The sequence below is a fragment of the Kosakonia quasisacchari genome, from assembly GCF_004331415.1.
GTDB lineage: Bacteria > Pseudomonadota > Gammaproteobacteria > Enterobacterales > Enterobacteriaceae > Kosakonia > Kosakonia quasisacchari.
On the sequence record NZ_SJOP01000002.1, the window covers coordinates 169,741 to 187,066 of the forward strand.

Below are 17,326 nucleotides of genomic sequence, written 5' to 3' on the forward strand. Positions count from 1 at the left end.
TATGGACTCAATTGAACAACAACTGACAGAACTGCGAACCAGCCTTCGCCATCATGAATATCTGTACCATGTTATGGACGCACCGGAGATCCCGGACGCCGAGTACGATCGTCTGATGCGTGAACTGCGTGAACTCGAAGCGCAGCGCCCGGATTTAGTTACACCGGATTCGCCGACGCAGCGTGTTGGCGCAGCACCGCTTACCGCTTTTAGCCAGATACGCCATGAAGTGCCGATGCTGTCGCTGGACAACGTGTTTGACGAAGAGAGTTTCCTCGCTTTTAACAAACGTGTGCAGGACAGGCTGAAAAGCACCGACGCGCTCACCTACTGCTGCGAGCTAAAGCTGGATGGCCTGGCGGTCAGTATTCTCTACGAAAACGGTGTGCTGATGCGTGCGGCAACGCGCGGTGATGGCACCACCGGAGAGGATATCACCACCAACGTGCGCACTATCCGCACCATCCCGCTCAAGCTGCACGGCGACAATATCCCCGCCCGCCTTGAAGTGCGTGGTGAAGTGTTTTTGCCGCAATCGGGATTTGAAAAAATCAACGAAGATGCGCGGCGTACCGGTGCGAAAGTGTTTGCCAATCCGCGTAACGCTGCGGCAGGCTCCTTGCGCCAGCTCGATCCGCGTATCACCGCCAAACGCCCGTTAACCTTCTTCTGTTACGGCATCGGCATTCTTGAAGGGGGTGAACTGCCGCGTAGTCATCTGGGGCGTTTGCAGCAGTTCAAAACCTGGGGGCTGCCGGTGAGTGACCGCATACGTTTATGCAGTACGCCGGAAGAGGTGCTGGCCTTCTACCACCAGGTTGAGGCCGATCGCCCAACGCTTGGTTTTGATATTGATGGTGTGGTGATTAAGGTCGACTCGCTTGATTTACAGGAACAGCTGGGCTTTGTTGCTCGCGCGCCACGCTGGGCGGTTGCTTTCAAATTCCCGGCGCAGGAACAGATGACCTTTGTGCGCGACGTTGAGTTCCAGGTCGGGCGGACCGGTGCGATTACGCCTGTCGCCAGGCTTGAGCCGGTACACGTTGCCGGGGTGCTGGTCAGTAACGCAACGCTCCACAACGCTGATGAGATTGACCGCCTTGGCCTGCGTATTGGCGACAAAGTGGTGATTCGCCGCGCCGGGGATGTGATCCCGCAGGTGGTCAATGTGGTGCTTTCTGAGCGTCCGCAGGAAACCCGAGAAGTGCTTTTCCCGACGCACTGTCCTGTGTGCGGTTCTGATGTTGAGCGTGTTGAAGGCGAAGCCGTTGCTCGCTGTACCGGCGGATTAATCTGTGGCGCGCAACGTAAAGAGTCGCTTAAGCATTTTGTCTCTCGTCGTGCAATGGATGTTGATGGCATGGGCGATAAGATAATCGACCAACTGGTTGAAAAAGAGTATGTCCACACGCCGGCGGATCTGTTCCGCCTTACGGCCGGTAAACTCACCGGGTTAGATCGTATGGGGCCGAAATCGGCGCAAAACGTGGTCAATGCGCTGGAGAAAGCCAAAGAGACAACTTTTGCCCGTTTCCTCTATGCGCTTGGTATTCGCGAGGTTGGCGAAGCCACGGCGGCCGGTCTGGCGGCTTACTTTGGTACACTGGAGGCGTTGATGGCCGCAAGCGTTGATGACCTGCAAAAAGTGCCCGATGTTGGTGTTGTCGTGGCGAAACACGTGGACAACTTCTTCAATGAAGAGAGCAACCGCGAGGTTATCCGCCAGTTAGTCGAGGATGTAGGTATTCACTGGCCTGCGCCGGTTGTCGTCAAAGCCGAAGAGATCGACAGTCCGTTTGCCGGCAAAACCATCGTGCTGACCGGTAGCCTGAGCCAGCTTTCGCGCGATGACGCCAAAGCACGTTTAACGGCGTTAGGCGCAAAAGTGGCGGGCAGCGTGTCGAAGAAAACGGATCTGGTGATTGCCGGGGAAGCGGCAGGCTCTAAGCTTGCGAAGGCGCAGGAGCTGGGGATTGAGGTGATCGACGAAGCCGAGATGATTCGCCTGCTGGGAGCGTAAATGGAAAAGGAACAGCTCGTCGAGATTGCTAACACCGTTATGCCGTTTGGTAAGTACCAGGGGCGGCGGCTTATCGATCTGCCTGAAGAGTATCTGCTATGGTTTGCCCGGAAGGATTCGTTTCCTGCCGGGCGGCTGGGCGAGTTGATGCAGATAACCTTGCTTATCAAAACCGAAGGGCTGAGCCATCTGGTGCAGCCCCTGAAACGCGGTTAGGCTTTCGCCGCTTCCTGCGCCTGCTGTTGCTCCGTTTGACGTTTATAGCGACGCGCCAGCACGGCGCAGACCATTAACTGAATCTGATGGAAAATCATCAGCGGCAGCACCATCATCCCGATCACCGACGTCGGGAACAGGATGTTGGCCATAGGGATACCGTTGGCGAGGCTCTTTTTCGAACCGCAGAAAACAATAGTGATTTCATCGGCTTTGTTGAACCCGCACTTACGCGCAACAACCACGTTTACCGAGATGACAATCGCCAGCAGCACCAGGCTCGCCACCACGATAAACAACAGTGAGCCGACGCCCACTTTATGCCAAATACCGTTCACCACCGCTTCGCTAAAGGCGGAGTAAACCACCAGCAGAATCGACGTCTGGTCGGTTTTTGAAATCCACTTCTTATGTTTCGCCACAAAGGCACCGGTCCACGGACGTGAAAGGTGCCCCAGCACAAACGGCAGCAGCAGTTGCAGCATGATCTTGCCCACTTGCTCAAGGCTACCTTCTGCACCGTGCAGGTCCATCAGTAGGCCAACCAGCAGCGGCGACAGAAAGATGCCGAGTAAGCTGGAAGCCGATGCTGAGCACACCGCCGCTGCGACATTACCGCCCGCCAGCGAGGTAAAGGCGATAGCTGATTGAACGGTCGCAGGCAGAATGCACAGATAAAGGAAACCGGTATACAGTTCCTGGCTGATATTCACCGGCGACCACCAGACAAACAGCACGCCGAGCGCCGGGAAAAGCACAAATGTGCTGCACATTACCCAAAGATGTAAACGCCAGTGGCTGCCGCCAGCAATGATCGCCTCACGTGACAACTTTGCCCCATGCATAAAAAACAACAGTGCAATGGCGGCGGTAGTCAGCCCTTCGAAAAACGGCACAAAACCGCCGCGCGCCGGGAAGAAAGAGGCCAGCAGAACGGTACACACCAGTGTGAGCGTAAAAGGATCAAGGATACGAAAAAGTTTCATGTGCACTCCTGAAAGTCGATGCCGCTATTGTGCTTTTTCTGCTTTGAGAAATAAAATTGATTTATTGCATCCATTCATGAATTTATAAGATGAATTATTCCTTACGTCAGTTACGGGTCTTTGTCACAGTGGCGCAGGCCAAAAGTTTTAGCCGGGCAGGGGAGATAATCGGCCTCAGCCAGTCTGCGGTAAGCCACAGCGTGAAAGAGCTGGAGCTGCAAACCGGTGTGCGTCTGCTTGACCGAACGACCCGCGAAGTGGTGTTGACCGAAGCCGGGCACCAACTTGCCGGACGCCTTGAGCGGCTATTAGATGAGCTTAGCAGCACACTGCGTGAAGCCGGGCGTGTCGGGCAGCAACTGACTGGCACGGTGCGCGTGGCGGCGAGCCAGACCATTTCGGCGCACCTGATCCCGCAGTGCATCGCCAGCAGTAACCAGCGCTATCCCGAAATTGATTTCGTGCTGCACGATAGGCCGCAGCAATGGGTGCTGGAGAGCATTCGCCAGGGCGAGGTGGATTTTGGCATTGTTATCGATCCTGGTCCGGTGAATGATTTTCAGAGCGAAGAGATCCTCGAGGAACCGTTCTTTTTGCTGTGCCGCAATGATCATCCGTGGGCGCAGCTTGCGGGGGTGCCGTGGTCGGCGCTGGATGGCGCGCGACTGGTGGTGCAGGATTATGCATCCGGCAGCCGACCGCTTATTGATGCGGCGCTCCGCCATTTTGCCGTACGCGCGACAATCGTGCAGGAGATTGGCCATCCGGCGACGCTGTTTCCAATGGTTGAAGCGGGGATCGGCATCAGTATTCTGCCTGCACTCGCGTTGCCGCTGCCTCAGGGGAGTGAGCTGGCGGTAAAAAGGCTGGTGCCGGATATGCAGCGCAAAATTATGCTGGTGCGGCGGAAAAACCGTTCGCTATCGGGGGCTGCGCAGGCATTGTGGGAAGTGGTCAGAGAACAGGCCCGGTGTTTAAACCAGGCCCGTGAGGACGACCCGTTATTTACTCAGACGTAAATATCAACCTGATGATCGTCGGAAGGGTTGTTAACCCCTTCCGCTTTGGCTTGCGGTTGCTGCTGGGCTTGCTTCTGCTCTGCTTCCTCAGCCTGTTTGCGCTGCAATTGTGCCAGCTGCGCTTGCAGTTGTTGGATTTGAGCCTGAATCATCTCTTGCTGTTTCTTTTTGTCTTCGGTCGAACCGCTACCGTTAGCGACTTCTTTCAGCTGTTGCGTCAGCTTGGTGATCTTCTGAGTAATGCGGCTGATTTGCGATGCGGTGTCGTTGCTGGTGGACGATGAACTGCCCGCGCTGCCAGTCTGAATTGACGCTGTGGTTGTCGAGATTGTGGTCATTGCACACTCCTTTTTGCCATAAAACATTGTTATCGGCCGTCATCATCTATTTCTTGAATTGTCTTAATCGAATGGCCGTTCGGCGGGCATCATATCCGGACATTAAGGATAAATTATGGATAAAGGTTACCATCCTTACTCTTTGAAAATAGTGGTATTTTATTCTTTCTTCTATTGTTGATAGGGGGGGTTAATGGCTAACTTAACGTGAATTATGGCGTTTATATTCCCCCTAAAAGCATTTGTGCGGCGGGGAAATATTCATCGATTTAGAGATTGCATCGCTGTAGTTGGCAATCAATGGCTGCAAGAGATTCTAACTGATGGCTGGAATGGGGCAGGCAAATGGCAGAAAGCAAAAAAGCGCCTTTAGGGCGCTTTTTTACATTGGTGGGTCGTGCAGGATTCGAACCTGCGACCAATTGATTAAAAGTCAACTGCTCTACCAACTGAGCTAACGACCCGAAGTGGTGGGTGATGACGGGATCGAACCGCCGACCCCCTCCTTGTAAGGGAGGTGCTCTCCCAGCTGAGCTAATCACCCACTTCGGTACTTCAACTGATAAGAATTCGCTGGCGAGAAAGTGGTGGGTGATGACGGGATCGAACCGCCGACCCCCTCCTTGTAAGGGAGGTGCTCTCCCAGCTGAGCTAATCACCCACTTCTCATTCTTATCTACACTGCGGAAGCCACAAAAATCGTGGTGGGTGATGACGGGATCGAACCGCCGACCCCCTCCTTGTAAGGGAGGTGCTCTCCCAGCTGAGCTAATCACCCCCGCTGTGTGGAGTCGCATTATAGGGAGAGTTGAAAATGAGTCAACGCATTTTCAAAAGAAATTGTTCGTTCGTCGTAAAATTAGACAACCCGCTGCGTAAAGCGTCGCGAGAGCATGATTTCTAAACAAAATAGCCTGATAAACCCCTCATTGCGGCAACAACATTGAGGAATCAGCCCACAGTGATAGAATATCGCCCACTTCATTTTAGCTATTGCCGACGGTCGGCATCTTTATAAACGTAAGGCCATTTCATGAAAATCAAAACTCGCTTCGCGCCAAGCCCCACCGGCTATCTGCATGTTGGCGGCGCGCGCACTGCTCTTTACTCCTGGCTATTTGCACGTAATCACGGCGGTGAGTTTGTGCTGCGTATTGAAGACACCGATCTCGAGCGCTCCACTCCGGAAGCAATTGAAGCCATCATGGATGGCATGAACTGGCTGAATCTGGAGTGGGACGAAGGCCCGTATTTCCAGACCAAACGCTTTGATCGCTATAACGCGGTTATCGACGAGATGCTCAAAGCCGGTACCGCCTATAAATGTTACTGCTCGAAAGAACGCCTTGAGCAACTGCGCGAAACGCAGATGGCAAACAATGAAAAACCGCGTTATGACGGCCGTTGCCGCCACGATCACTCGCATCATGCTGATGATGAGCCGTGTGTGGTGCGTTTTGCCAACCCGCAGGATGGTTCTGTTATTTTTGACGATCAGATTCGTGGCCCGATTGAGTTCAGCAACCTCGAACTCGACGATCTGATTATTCGCCGTACTGATGGCTCGCCGACCTATAACTTCTGCGTTGTGGTGGATGACTGGGATATGGAAATTACCCACGTTATCCGTGGTGAAGACCATATCAACAACACGCCGCGTCAGATCAACATCCTGAAAGCGCTGAACGCGCCGGTTCCGGTTTATGCGCACGTGTCGATGATCAACGGCGACGACGGCAAAAAGCTCTCTAAACGCCATGGTGCGGTCAGCGTAATGCAGTATCGCGATGACGGTTACCTGCCGGAAGCGCTGCTTAACTATCTGGTGCGCCTGGGCTGGTCAAGCGGCGATCAGGAAATCTTCACCCGCGAAGAGATGATCAAGCTGTTCTCACTCGGCGCGGTAAGCAAATCGGCGAGCGCGTTCAACACCGACAAGCTGCTGTGGCTGAACCACCACTATATTAATACGCTGGATCCCGAGTATGTGGCGACGCACCTGCAGTGGCACATTGAGCAGGAAAACATCGATACCCATACCGGCCCGCAGCTGTTTGAACTGGTGAAGCTGCTCGGCGAGCGTTGCAAAACGCTGAAAGAGATGGCGGCCAGCTGCCGTTATTTCTATGAAGAGTTTGACGAATTCGACGCCGATGCGGCGAAAAAACACCTGCGTCCGGTTGCGCGTCAGCCGCTGGAAGTGGTGCGTGACAAACTGGCTGCCATCAGCGACTGGACGGCGGAAAATGTTCATCACGCGATTCAGGCGACCGCCGATGAACTGGAAGTGGGTATGGGTAAAGTTGGTATGCCGCTGCGCGTTGCCGTGACCGGCGCAGGTCAGTCGCCAGCGCTGGACGTCACCGTTCACGCCATTGGCCAGGCGCGCAGCATCGCGCGTATCAACAAAGCGCTGGGTTTTATTGCTGAGCGCGAAAGCCAACAGTAATTTTTGCCTGCTGTAAAAAAAAGCCGCCTTCAATGAAGGCGGCTTTTTTATGTCTGTCGGCTTGTTACGTAATGATTATTCAGCCGCTTACGCTTAATTAACGGGCAACTACAAAGCGTTTGGCGTCATCCATAAAGGCTTTATCGCCAGCCTGCGCCACGATAGAACCGAAGTTCATATGGCCGCGCAGTTTCCAGTTCGCCGGAATGCCCCAGGTGCGCTGCACATCGGCGTCAACCAGCGGGTTATAGTGTTGCAGATTCGCGCCGATGCCTTTCTCGGCCAGCGCCAGCCACACGGCGTATTGTGCAATACCAGTGCTGTGTTCAGACCATACCGGGAAGTTATCCGCGTAAGCCGCAAACTGCTCCTGCAAACCTTTCACCACATCCTGATCTTCAAAGAACAGCACTGAACCTGCCGCTGCGGCAAAGCCGTCCAGCTTGTCGGACGTAGCTTTAAAGCTCTCTTCCGGCACGATCTTTCTCAGTTGTTCACGCGTCAGCTCCCAGAACTGCACATGTTCTTTACCTAACAGGATCAGCGCACGGGAACTCTGTGAGTTAAACGCCGAAGGTGCCTGGCGAATCGCTTCTTTGATGGTTTCAATGACGACATCTTCTGCCACCGGCAGATCTTTACCCAGGGCGTAAATGGTGCGGCGTTGTTTTGCTAAAGCGAGAAAATTGTCTGACATGATCACTCCTGAAGTTGGCTGCACGTCCGCTACGTTGTTACCCGCGGACTGTGGAAACAAAGCGCTAAAAAGTTTCTGTAATGGGTTCATGGTTAACCTGGCCTGCAACGAAAGTTTTGATTAATTTTACGGCCAACCTGCGGGCCAGTTACGTTCGTAATGGGCTGTTTTGCCCGAATAGGAGGAATGATAGGCCTGTGATGGCAAAAGAAAAAGCTGAACTATTTGCGCGTAGTGTTCAAAAAATTAGAACGACTATTGAATAGTTATTTAGGGTGAAGGCGGGCGTGTTCCCCACCGTACAAGCACAGGGAAGGGGAACGTTGCGTTTTTAGACGGCGAGCCAGCGCTTCCAGATAAAGCGCACCACAAAAAACTCCACCGTGCCGAGCAACAAAAACCACAAGCAGTAAAGAATGATGTAAAGCTGGGTTAGATCGAGCAGATGAAAGCGCTGTACCAGACTTTGCGCCAGTTGCAACCCTGGCGCAGGCGCGGGAAGCAGCAGCACGGAAAGAAAGGCCATCAGCAGAATGCCTGCCAGCGTAAGCAGCGGTTCTAACGAGTGTTTCATAAAGTGTTAATCGATGGTGAAAAGCCGCATTGTCGGGGAAAGCTGCGCGCTGTGCAACGTTCCCCGACAGGCATTTACGCGACGACGAAGCGGTCAACCAGCGTCGACATGGTTTCCGATTGTTGATCCAGCATCTGGCTGGCGGTCGCTGCACTGGCGACCAGCCCGGCATTTTGCTGGGTTACCTGCTCAAGTTGGTTCAAGGCTTGATGCACCTGCGATACACCCAGCGACTGTTCGCTCGCCGCGCGGGCAATGTCGCTGACAAATGCCAGCATCTGCCCGGTATGGTCTTTTGCCGATTGCAGCGCGCGGTCAGAAGCCTGCACCAGCGTGACGCCTTGCTGGATCTGCTCCATGTTTTTGCTCACCAGTTCGCGGATCTGATGGGCGTCATTGGCGCACCGTTGCGAAAGGTTACGGACTTCGCTCGCCACCACGGCGAAACCTTTGCCCAGTTCACCGGCGCGCGCGGCTTCCACTGCTGCATTTAGCGCCAGCAGGTTGGTCTGGAACGAGATTTCGTCAATCGAGCTAACAATATTCGAGATCTGCTCGCTGGAGCCGCGAATGGCAATCATGCTCTGGCTGGCTTCACCCGCCACCCGGCTTGCTTCCTGCACTTGCTGTTCCATCTCTTGCGTTAGCCGTTTGGCTTCATTGGCGTTATCCGCCGTCTGGTTCACCGCGGTTGCGATCTGTTCCATGCTGGCTGCTGTTTCCACCAACGATGCGGCTTGTTCATCCGTCCGTGAGGCCAGATCCTGGTTACCGCTGGCAATCTCGGAACTGGCGCCGCGCAGCACGCCCGCGCCGTGTTTTATCTCGCTCACAATATGCTGAATATTCTCGATGGCCTGGTTGTAAGCACGGTTCAGCAAAGACAACTCATCGCTGCCCGGCACATCCAGCCGCTGGGTGAGATCGCCGTCCATCCCCTCAATGGTTGCCAGTGAATGATGCAACTGGCGATGGATACTGCTGGCGACCAGCAGGGCGAAGAACAGTGCGATCACCAGGGCTGCAACGCTTATCACCGCAAAAACAATCACATCACGCCAGGCGTTATCCGCCAGACCTTTTGCCGTCTGCAACAGGGTGTTTGCCGCGGCATCTTCCACGGATTTCAGCGTATTAATACGCGCAGTCTGGGCGTTAAACCAGTCGGTTGGGGCGATGCCAAAACCACCCGTCGCTACGTGATCAATCGCCTGCTGGCGCATCTCAAGCGCGCGCATTACTTTTGGGGTTTGCAGTTGCGCCGCCAGTCTTTCATTGACGGCGGCAGTGCTGAACGCGCGCGTAGCCGCCAGCCAGGAAAGCTGCTTACCTACCACTTCATTTAGCTGGCGGAACTGCCCGTCGGTAAACCGATCGGCAGAAAACACGTTAGACATCAACGCACGTTCAACGCCGGTTTGCTCTTTGGCATTCAGCACGCTGTAATATGCCGCCAGTTGATTCACAATTTCGCCGTTATCGGTCAGCTGACTAATACCGCCCACCACATTGAGCAAATCGCTAATAATGGTGCTGTACCAGGTCAGCGATTCTGTGCCGCTAACGCTCAGTGCGTGAATTTGTTGGCGAAAATCCGTTATGCCTTGTTGATGCTGATGGAATTGCTCGAGAGCGCGACGAATATCGTTATTCGCCCGCTGGAGTGGGAATTGTTTTAACGCCTCGGCTAATTGGCTCAGGGCTTTATCAGAGAGAATATATTGCGCAGATAATTCAGCGTTAAATTGCTGGCCTTTACTGCCGATATATCCTGCACTCATGCCGCGCTCTTTTTGTAATTCATGAATAACGCCACCGGCATTTTTCGCCAGATCCGTTAATGACATGATGGTGCGCATCTGCTGGCCTGTTTCCACACGCGCCAGGATGCCGCTGGTTGCTAACCATATAAGTGCAAACAATAAAGGCAGTAAAGCCAGTAGTAATTTAAATTTCATTGATAAACGGTAAATCCATCTCATACAAATGCCTCATTTTCTCGTTTGCTTTAATTCGTTATCGGAGTAGAGGGCGAGGTCTTTATTTCTAACACAGGGCTTGTTGATATTTGTCAATTCTGTCAAGTTCATCTACCACTTAGTGGTTATTATCTTGAGTAATAAGAAAAAAATAACCTGCTGATTCGCAGGTTATTTAAGTTGTGGTTAAGAATAATAACTAAAAAATTAACTCTTTATCCCGCCGCCCAAATCTCAGCGTGTTTTTGCATTAACCCAATTAGCGAGCCACCATCGGCGATGAATTCACGCATCATCTGTGCTTCGCTTTTACCGCGTTTCACCACGTTTGCCAGTTCACCCAGTGCGCTGCTCGCATTGAGTTTATCTGCCGACGGCGCGAGCTTCTCCAGCAGGCGAGTGAGATCCTCGGCGATGGTGTATTGCTCACCGGTGTGCACATCGGTAATCACGCCCTCCAGCCCGTAACGGCAGGCCTGGAAGCGGTTGAATTTATACAGTAAATAATCCTGCGGCTGGTGTTTAAATGGCCGCTCGGCCAGCAGCCAGTGCGACAGCGCCTGGATAAACCCGGCAACATTAATCGCATGCGACAGGGTAAGTGGCGTGTCCATGACTCGCACTTCAACGGTGCCAAAATGTGGGCTCGGGCGAATATCCCAGTGCAAGTCTTTGATGCTTTCAATCATCGAGGTGTAACTCAGGCGGCGAAACAACCCTTCAAATTCCTGCCAGTTCGCCACCCACGGCATCGGGCCATTATCAGGGAAGGCAGAGAAAATGTTCAGACGCGACGACGCGTAGCGGGTATCGGTGCCCTGGATATAGGGCGAGGCGGCGCTGAGCGCAATAAAGTGCGGCACAAAACGCGAAAGACCATGCAGCAAATAGATCGCGTCGTCGCCATTGGTGCAGCCAACATGCACGTGCTGACCAAACACCGTCGCCTGTTGCATCAAATAACCAAACGTCTCCAGCGTGCGGCTATAACGCTCATCGTTGCAGATCTCCTGGCGTTGCCATTTCTGAAAAGGGTGAGTGCCGCCGCCGCATATCTGCACATGGTGCCCGGATGCCGCCTGCAAAATCACATGCTGCATAGCGGAAAACTGATGTGCTGCCTGATTAATATCCCGGCACACGCCGGTGGCAATCTCCAGCATACTTTCGGTGATATCATGTTTGACCTCACCGGCACTTATCTGGTGTTTTACCGCGTCGATCAGGCGCGAAGAGTCCTGGCTCAAATCGTAACCCGGCGGGTTAACAACCTGTAACTCCAGTTCAATGCCGAGCGTAAACGGTTCGGAAACATGAAAATCTGGCAGTGGCATAGTGTCCTCGCGAGAAAAGGGTTTGCTTCAGTATGGAAGCGATTAATCATTCCTTCCTGCGAGGCGGCGACAACCGCTCAAAATATCAACACAGCTGCGCCAACTGACCGCGCAACACCTCCACGCCAGGCGCAATCGCATCCGGGTTGATGGCGTGAAACCCCATGCGAAAGAAGTTATCCGGCGGTGCGGCGTCAAGAAAATGCCGTGCGCCCGGCTCAATCAACACGCCCGCATGGGCGGCGCGCCAGGTTAGTTGCTGGGTGTTGATTTGCTCTGGCGTGCGCAGCCAGAAGGCGTTGGCATGTTCGCTACCTTGCATCAACTGACACTCCGGCAGAAACGTGTGTAGCGCGTTATGCAGACAATCCCAACGGCGGGCAGAGTCTTCGTGGTAGCGGCGCAAATGGGTTTCGTAATGCCCCTGAGCCAGAAAATGCGCCATTTGGTATTGAATATTGGTTGGCGGATGGCGGTACACCAGGCGGCGCAATGCCCGCGCTTCGTCAATGATTTCCGGCGCGGCGACCATGTACCCCAGCCGCAAACCCGGCGACAACGCTTTTGACAAGCTGCTGACATAAATCACCCGCCCGCTGCGATCGCTGGCTTTCAGCGCGGGCAGTGGGTTTTGCATAAAGTTGCTTTCCGAGTCGTAATCATCCTCAATCACCACCGCATCGTGGCGAGCGGCGTAATCGAGCAACTGCGTACGGCGCGCTTTGCTCATTGTCACGCCGGTCGGTACCTGGTGGCCCGGCGTCACATAGTAGTAGTCGCAAGGCGTTTCGTTGAGCACCAGCCCTTCGCTGTCAACATCGTGTGGCACGATGTGCGGCTCGCTTAATAAGAAGGTGTTAATGGCTTCGCGAAAACCGGGATTCTCCACCGCCACGCGGGTTGTGGGCGACATCAGCAGGCGCGTCAGTAGATAGAGGGCGTTTTGCGAGCCGAGTGTAATCAGGATCTCATCGGGTGCGGCAACGATGCCGCGTTTCGGCAACACGCGGGTACGGATCTGCTCAATCAACATCGGCACATCCTGATCAATATGATCGATCACCCACGCCGGGTCGCGCACCCCGCCGTGCAACCAGTTTGCCGCCGCACGCCAGCTGGCAAGCGGGAACTGCTGGGTATAGGGCTGACCGTAGATAAAGGGGTAGCGGTAGTGCATCCAGCCCGCTGGTTTAAGAATTGACTCCTGTTGGCTGGGCGTGATTTTCAGGCGGTTGCCCCAGAGTGGTGCAGCGCTCTCGCATTCAGGTGCAGGCGGCGTCGGGTTTTGCCCGCAGCGGTAGTAATCCGGGTGCAGGTAGTAACCGCTGCGCGGGCGGCTAACCAGATAGCCTTCGTTGACCAGGCCTTCAAACACCAACGCGGTGGTATTGCGTGAAACATTAAGCTGGCTGGCAAGCTGGCGGCAAGAGGGCAGCGCGGTATCCGCCGGGAAAATCCCGCTCAGAATGGCGTTGATCAAACATTCGCGGACTTGCTCCTGCAACCCGCGTTGGCCGTCAAAATTCACATTCAACAGGTGACGAATCATGCAGCACTCCTTCGGATATATCGCGTTATGCAATGGAGCAAATTCCATACCAGCTTCCTGTTAACTGACACACCCATTCGCCAGAACTGGCTCTATTCACAAAAGCGCAAGCCTCCCTATTGTAAAAACGCAGTCATGAAAAACACACGATGTCGTGTTTCGGCATATATCTTGCAACGCTTCCGGCACACCTGGGATATACCGGTCTGGCACATTAAATAAGGGTGGAGAGATGAAAAACGTATTCGGCAAATATTGTCTTGCAGCCATGATCTCTTTGGCATTTTCCTTACACGCAGTCGCAGCGGATTTACCTGAAATTGAAAAATCCGGCACCATGAAAGTGGCGACCGAAGACGATTACGCGCCATTCAATTTTATGAATAATGGCCAGACGGATGGTTTTAATAAGGATATGCTTGAGGAATTACGCAAGTACGCAAAATTCAATATTAACCAAAGTATTTTACCGTGGACGGGGTTACTCGCTGCGGTTTCCACCGGCCAATATGATATGGCACTCACCGGTGCAGTTATTACCGATGAACGCCTCAATGTCTTTAATTTCACCCCGCCATGGGCCTCCGCGCAGCACTATTTTGTAAAACGCGCCGACGATAAAACCTTAAATAGCATTGCCGATCTCAGCGGTAAAAAAGTGGGCGTACAGGCAGGCAGCGCGCTGTTGGCACGTTTGCCGGAGCTGAAAGCGATGCTGGAGAAAGTGGGCGGAAAACTCGGGCCAGTGGTCGAGTACCAATCCTACCCGGAAGCCTACGCCGATCTGGCGAACAAGCGTGTTGATTACGTGATTAACGTGGTGATTTCCGTCAACGATCTGGTGAAAGCCAAACCGAAAGTCTTCGCCAAAGGTCTGGCGGTTTCCGGGCCGGGTTACATGGCGTGGCCAATCCCGAAAAACTCACCAGAACTGCTGAAATTTATGACCGGTTTTATGAACCATATGACTGAAACCGGCAAGCTTACAGAACTGCAGAAAAAGTGGTTTGGCGAAACCTACGAGCTGCCGAAAGAGCCGATCACCAACGCCGATCAGTTCCACAAGTTAGCCGGTTTTTAAGTGTTCTGCGGCGGGCAACCGCCGCCCGTTTTAACAGGAGGGAACATGGACTTAATCTCATGGCAGTTATTGATTGAAGGCGCATGGACGACCCTCTGGATCTCTGGTGTGGCGATTGCGTTCGGGGTAGTCATCGGTCTGGTTATTGCGTTTATTCGCATGATGAAGATCCCCTTTATTGATCAGTTTTTGGTGGTCTACATCAGCCTGGCGCGGGCTACGCCGCTGGTAACGCTGGTGCTGTTTCTGTTTTTATCCCTGCCAACGCTCGGCATTAACCTGGATAAAACGCTGGCGGCGATTGTCGCGCTGACGCTGAACACCTCGGCGTTTAACGCGGAAATCTGGCGCAACGCTTTTCGTAATTTCCCCCGTGAACAGCGGGAAGCGGCGGAATCGGTAGGCATGCGGCGCTGGACCTATTTCCGCCACATTATGTTGCCGCAAATGTGGATTGAAAGCCTGCCTGCGCTGGTCAATGAGATGTCGTTTTTGATCAAAGGCAGCCCGGCAATTGCGGTGATTGGCGTGGTGGATTTAACGCGCGTCACTAACCGGATCTCATCGGTAACGTATGAACCGCTGTCGCCGATCCTCGCCGCGGCGCTGTTGTATGTGATGATCATCGGCCTGCTGCTGAAATTACAGGGCGTAGCCGAACGCAAAGCGAAGCGCCTGGCGCGATAAAAGGCGGAGGAATTATGAGTCAGTGGGGAATTATTTGGGCTGCGCGTGAGAGTTTTTTCAACGGGCTGCTGGCGACTCTGGAGCTGTTTATTATTGCCGCCGTTGTCGGGTTATTTATTGGCGTGCTGTTTTGCTACGTGATGGAATATCAAAACCGTGTTGTACATCGCCTGATTATTGCCTTCGTGAGCCTGATGCGCGCCGTGCCGTTTTTGATTCTGGCATATCTGCTTTATTACGGTTTGCCGCAGTTAGGTATCAGCATGGATGCCTGGACCGCAGGGTTACTCGCGCTGGTGATTTATCACGGTGCCTATTTCTTCGAAATATTGCGTAGCCAGCGAAGAATATTCTCTTCCGGTTATATTGAAGCTGCCGTATCGCAAGGTTTTTCCCGTTATAAAATTTTCCTGCGTATTATTTTGCCAAATATTGTCTCTTCCGCGCTGCCCTTACTGGGCAACCAGCTAATTATTTGCCTGAAGGACACGGCGTTTCTGTGCATTATTACCGTGCAGGAGATCACCGCCGCTGCCAATAGTGTGCAGTCGACCTATTTTATTCCGTTTAACGCCTTTATTGTCGCCATTGCGCTGTACTGGGGCATCAGCATTCTGCTCGAATTGCTGATTAAACGGTTAAGTCATTACGGAGCGAAAAGAGGAATGACCCATGCCTGAAGCAAGCGCGGTAAGCATTAAAAATCTGTCCAAACAGTTTGATAACGTGGAAGTCCTGCGCGATATCAACCTGACGGTGCAGAAGGGCACGGTGGTCAGTATTCTGGGCTCGTCCGGCTCGGGCAAGTCGACGTTGTTACGCTGCATGAACTGGCTGGAACAACCGGATCGCGGAGAAGTGCGCATCAGCGGGAAACGTATTGGTGTGGATGAAAAAACTGGCAAAGCGATGTCGCATAAAGATCTTTCGCACATCCGTGAACGTGTCGGCATGGTGTTCCAGAGCTTTAATCTGTGGCCGCATTTATCGGTGCTGCACAATGTCAGCGAAGCGCTGGTGCATGTGAAGGGAATGAAGCGTGAACAGGCGAATGAAATAGCCCACCGGCAACTGAAAAAAGTGGGTATGGACCATAAAGCCGATGTCTATCCGATAACGCTTTCCGGCGGGCAGAAACAGCGCGTGGCAATTGCCCGTTCGCTGGCGATGTCGCCGGAGGTGATCCTGTTTGATGAACCGACCTCCGCACTGGACCCGGAACTGGTTAACGAAGTGCTGGGGGTAATGAAAGATCTGGCGGCGGAGGGCTACACCATGGTGGTGGTGACGCACGAGATGGACTTTGCCCGCCAGGTATCGGATGAAGTGGTGTTTCTGGAAAAAGGGCTGCTAATTGAGAAAGCACCGCCGGAGAAATTTTTCACCAACCCGGATTCGGACAGGGTGAGAAAGTTTTTGCAATCCAGCCGGTGAGGGCAGTGATTCAGAACCGAAAAAACAGACCGCTAATCGGTATTTTCGCGCGGTGCCGCACGTTGAAACATCCGACAGACAACTTTTACAGGCGGAGCTCAGGCTCCGCTTTTTTGTCTATAGAAAACCCCCTGCCAGGCTGGGGGTTGCGGAAAACTTTCAGCTTTAAGCCAGTTATTTACCTAATGACAGGGAGTTGTCTATGGAGATCAGCCCGACAGCGTGGCAAGTCATCTTCACTATTTCTGCGATACCTGCGCCTGAGTCGCTGTATGTGAGAACGTTGCCCGGTAAGTGGAGTCTCACCGGGCCCGGTATTAAAGCTCGATAACGTCATTCCCTTGTTTTAACCAGCGCGGTGCTTTTAGTGTATCGGCAAAAAACGCCACCAGCATATAGAGCAAATCCCGCAGTACGCTTTCGGATGCAGGCGCAAGCGTGTTGCTCATCAGTAATTGCGTTAGCACCTGGCAATAGCGGCACAACTGGTCGGATTCAGGTTCAAATGAGGGAACATACGCAGGAATATTCTCTACGGTCAGGCTGGCTTTCAACGCCTGCGGAACAGGTTCGAGAAGCGTCGGTTGCAACAGAGCAAGGCAGGCGGAAAGCCTGCCGCAAAGCGCCATTTTTTGCTGTGGTTCGTCGCATTCCGCCAGCACTTCCGCAAAACGCTCGCAGTTATCAGCAAGCTCGGTGAAATCGGTCGCGTGATTGAACGGTGAAGTCAATAACGCCTGAGTCAGGGTTGGGGTAGTAGCCATAAGGCAGCCTCCGATAAGTGATAAAAACACCACCACCGGAAATGCTAATTTCATGGGTGGCGGGCTGAACGGAGTTAGCATTACCGGCCTTATCGGAAACCGGCGCACCTTGCGGTGCCCCCGCTCAGCCCACCATTGAGATGTGGCAGAGCACACGACAGAAAATGTCGCCGATAAGGTTAATCAGGATGCTAAACCC

At 53.4% G+C, this 17,326-nt stretch carries 16 protein-coding genes, 4 tRNA genes and 1 pseudogene; 8 read left to right on the forward strand and 13 right to left on the reverse strand.

The window, feature by feature from the left end:
- Window position 1: 1 nt before the first annotated feature.
- Together ligA and E0L21_RS02930 are read left to right on the forward strand one after the other, a co-directional pair.
- A complete protein-coding gene (gene ligA / locus E0L21_RS02925; RefSeq protein WP_131406623.1) occupies window positions 2–2,020 on the forward strand; it encodes an NAD-dependent DNA ligase LigA in 2,019 nt (672 codons plus the stop codon).
- Complete coding sequence (locus E0L21_RS02930; protein WP_065370407.1) at window positions 2,021–2,236, forward strand: DUF3820 family protein; 216 nt, start codon at window positions 2,021–2,023, stop codon at window positions 2,234–2,236.
- Here the strand turns inward: E0L21_RS02930 and E0L21_RS02935 are convergent.
- Entirely contained in the window at window positions 2,233–3,222 is a 990-nt protein-coding gene (locus E0L21_RS02935) for a bile acid:sodium symporter family protein (RefSeq protein WP_131406625.1), read from the reverse strand. The genes E0L21_RS02930 and E0L21_RS02935 overlap by 4 nt on opposite strands.
- Before the next feature lie 89 nt (window positions 3,223–3,311).
- Between E0L21_RS02935 and E0L21_RS02940 the strand changes: the two genes are divergently transcribed.
- Window positions 3,312–4,241, forward strand: coding sequence for a LysR family transcriptional regulator (locus tag E0L21_RS02940; protein ID WP_131406627.1), 930 nt, complete (start codon window positions 3,312–3,314; stop codon window positions 4,239–4,241).
- Here E0L21_RS02940 and E0L21_RS02945 read toward each other — a convergent pair.
- From E0L21_RS02945 to E0L21_RS02965, 5 genes are all read right to left on the reverse strand, one after another.
- Window positions 4,232–4,579 carry a FlxA-like family protein gene (locus tag E0L21_RS02945; protein WP_131406629.1) on the reverse strand — a complete coding sequence of 116 codons (348 nt, stop codon included), beginning with the start codon at window positions 4,577–4,579 and terminating at the stop codon, window positions 4,232–4,234. The genes E0L21_RS02940 and E0L21_RS02945 overlap by 10 nt on opposite strands.
- A gap of 388 nt (window positions 4,580–4,967) precedes the next feature.
- A tRNA-Lys gene (locus E0L21_RS02950) sits at window positions 4,968–5,043 on the reverse strand.
- 4 nt (window positions 5,044–5,047) lie between these two features.
- Window positions 5,048–5,123, reverse strand: a tRNA-Val gene (locus E0L21_RS02955).
- Window positions 5,124–5,164: 41 nt separating this feature from the next.
- Window positions 5,165–5,240: transfer RNA gene (locus E0L21_RS02960), tRNA-Val, on the reverse strand.
- A 41-nt stretch (window positions 5,241–5,281) separates the two neighbouring features.
- Window positions 5,282–5,357, reverse strand: a tRNA-Val gene (locus E0L21_RS02965).
- Window positions 5,358–5,612: 255 nt separating this feature from the next.
- On the opposite strand from E0L21_RS02965, the gene gltX reads away from it, so the two are divergent.
- Window positions 5,613–7,028 carry a glutamate--tRNA ligase gene (gene gltX, locus E0L21_RS02970; RefSeq protein WP_131406631.1) on the forward strand — a complete coding sequence of 472 codons (1,416 nt, stop codon included), beginning with the start codon at window positions 5,613–5,615 and terminating at the stop codon, window positions 7,026–7,028.
- Window positions 7,029–7,125: 97 nt separating this feature from the next.
- Here gltX and E0L21_RS02975 read toward each other — a convergent pair whose 3' ends face one another.
- From E0L21_RS02975 to pdxR, 5 genes are all read right to left on the reverse strand, one after another.
- On the reverse strand, window positions 7,126–7,725 hold the full coding sequence (locus tag E0L21_RS02975; RefSeq protein WP_131406633.1) for a nitroreductase family protein: 600 nt from the start codon (window positions 7,723–7,725) through the stop codon (window positions 7,126–7,128).
- Window positions 7,726–8,056: 331 nt separating this feature from the next.
- Window positions 8,057–8,299, reverse strand: coding sequence for a DUF1158 family protein (locus tag E0L21_RS02980; protein ID WP_131406635.1), 243 nt, complete (start codon window positions 8,297–8,299; stop codon window positions 8,057–8,059).
- Between the two features lie 74 nt (window positions 8,300–8,373).
- Entirely contained in the window at window positions 8,374–10,281 is a 1,908-nt protein-coding gene (locus E0L21_RS02985) for a methyl-accepting chemotaxis protein (protein ID WP_170312046.1), read from the reverse strand.
- Between the two features lie 212 nt (window positions 10,282–10,493).
- Complete coding sequence (locus tag E0L21_RS02990) at window positions 10,494–11,612, reverse strand: YbdK family carboxylate-amine ligase (RefSeq protein ID WP_131406639.1); 1,119 nt, start codon at window positions 11,610–11,612, stop codon at window positions 10,494–10,496.
- Between the two features lie 85 nt (window positions 11,613–11,697).
- Entirely contained in the window at window positions 11,698–13,161 is a 1,464-nt protein-coding gene (gene pdxR, locus E0L21_RS02995) for a MocR-like pyridoxine biosynthesis transcription factor PdxR (protein WP_131406641.1), read from the reverse strand.
- Window positions 13,162–13,393: 232 nt separating this feature from the next.
- On the opposite strand from pdxR, the gene E0L21_RS03000 reads away from it, so the two are divergent.
- Genes E0L21_RS03000 through E0L21_RS03015 form a run of 4 tightly spaced genes read left to right on the forward strand, consistent with a single transcriptional unit; the run spans window position 13,394 to window position 16,363 of the window.
- Window positions 13,394–14,242: a transporter substrate-binding domain-containing protein gene (locus E0L21_RS03000; protein WP_131406643.1), complete on the forward strand. Its 849-nt coding sequence runs from the start codon at window positions 13,394–13,396 to the stop codon at window positions 14,240–14,242.
- Between the two features lie 45 nt (window positions 14,243–14,287).
- Entirely contained in the window at window positions 14,288–14,929 is a 642-nt protein-coding gene (locus E0L21_RS03005; RefSeq protein WP_131406644.1) for an amino acid ABC transporter permease, read from the forward strand.
- Window positions 14,930–14,943: 14 nt separating this feature from the next.
- Window positions 14,944–15,609, forward strand: coding sequence for an amino acid ABC transporter permease (locus E0L21_RS03010; RefSeq protein WP_131406646.1), 666 nt, complete (start codon window positions 14,944–14,946; stop codon window positions 15,607–15,609).
- Window positions 15,602–16,363 carry an amino acid ABC transporter ATP-binding protein gene (locus E0L21_RS03015; protein WP_131406648.1) on the forward strand — a complete coding sequence of 254 codons (762 nt, stop codon included), beginning with the start codon at window positions 15,602–15,604 and terminating at the stop codon, window positions 16,361–16,363. Before E0L21_RS03010 ends, E0L21_RS03015 begins: the two co-directional genes overlap by 8 nt.
- A 317-nt stretch (window positions 16,364–16,680) precedes the next feature.
- Here E0L21_RS03015 and E0L21_RS03020 read toward each other — a convergent pair whose 3' ends face one another.
- Window positions 16,681–17,094: a hypothetical protein gene (locus E0L21_RS03020; RefSeq protein WP_407928651.1), complete on the reverse strand. Its 414-nt coding sequence runs from the start codon at window positions 17,092–17,094 to the stop codon at window positions 16,681–16,683.
- Window positions 17,048–17,200: pseudogene (locus E0L21_RS25435) on the reverse strand (hypothetical protein); the annotation flags it as partial. The pseudogene E0L21_RS25435 and the gene E0L21_RS03020, both read right to left, overlap by 47 nt.
- Between the last annotated feature and the right edge of the window lie 126 nt (window positions 17,201–17,326).

What these genes read in the sequence shown, in the direction of transcription:
- ligA (WP_131406623.1), top strand. Translation starts at nt 2, where the DNA reads ATGGACTCAATTGAACAACAACTGACAGAACTGCGAACCAGCCTTCGC.
- E0L21_RS02930 (WP_065370407.1), top strand. Translation starts at nt 2,021, where the DNA reads ATGGAAAAGGAACAGCTCGTCGAGATTGCTAACACCGTTATGCCGTTT.
- E0L21_RS02935 (WP_131406625.1), bottom strand. Translation starts at nt 3,222, where the DNA reads ATGAAACTTTTTCGTATCCTTGATCCTTTTACGCTCACACTGGTGTGT.
- E0L21_RS02940 (WP_131406627.1), top strand. Translation starts at nt 3,312, where the DNA reads ATGAATTATTCCTTACGTCAGTTACGGGTCTTTGTCACAGTGGCGCAG.
- E0L21_RS02945 (WP_131406629.1), bottom strand. Translation starts at nt 4,579, where the DNA reads ATGACCACAATCTCGACAACCACAGCGTCAATTCAGACTGGCAGCGCG.
- gltX (WP_131406631.1), top strand. Translation starts at nt 5,613, where the DNA reads ATGAAAATCAAAACTCGCTTCGCGCCAAGCCCCACCGGCTATCTGCAT.
- E0L21_RS02975 (WP_131406633.1), bottom strand. Translation starts at nt 7,725, where the DNA reads ATGTCAGACAATTTTCTCGCTTTAGCAAAACAACGCCGCACCATTTAC.
- E0L21_RS02980 (WP_131406635.1), bottom strand. Translation starts at nt 8,299, where the DNA reads ATGAAACACTCGTTAGAACCGCTGCTTACGCTGGCAGGCATTCTGCTG.
- E0L21_RS02985 (WP_170312046.1), bottom strand. Translation starts at nt 10,281, where the DNA reads ATGAGATGGATTTACCGTTTATCAATGAAATTTAAATTACTACTGGCT.
- E0L21_RS02990 (WP_131406639.1), bottom strand. Translation starts at nt 11,612, where the DNA reads ATGCCACTGCCAGATTTTCATGTTTCCGAACCGTTTACGCTCGGCATT.
- pdxR (WP_131406641.1), bottom strand. Translation starts at nt 13,161, where the DNA reads ATGATTCGTCACCTGTTGAATGTGAATTTTGACGGCCAACGCGGGTTG.
- E0L21_RS03000 (WP_131406643.1), top strand. Translation starts at nt 13,394, where the DNA reads ATGAAAAACGTATTCGGCAAATATTGTCTTGCAGCCATGATCTCTTTG.
- E0L21_RS03005 (WP_131406644.1), top strand. Translation starts at nt 14,288, where the DNA reads ATGGACTTAATCTCATGGCAGTTATTGATTGAAGGCGCATGGACGACC.
- E0L21_RS03010 (WP_131406646.1), top strand. Translation starts at nt 14,944, where the DNA reads ATGAGTCAGTGGGGAATTATTTGGGCTGCGCGTGAGAGTTTTTTCAAC.
- E0L21_RS03015 (WP_131406648.1), top strand. Translation starts at nt 15,602, where the DNA reads ATGCCTGAAGCAAGCGCGGTAAGCATTAAAAATCTGTCCAAACAGTTT.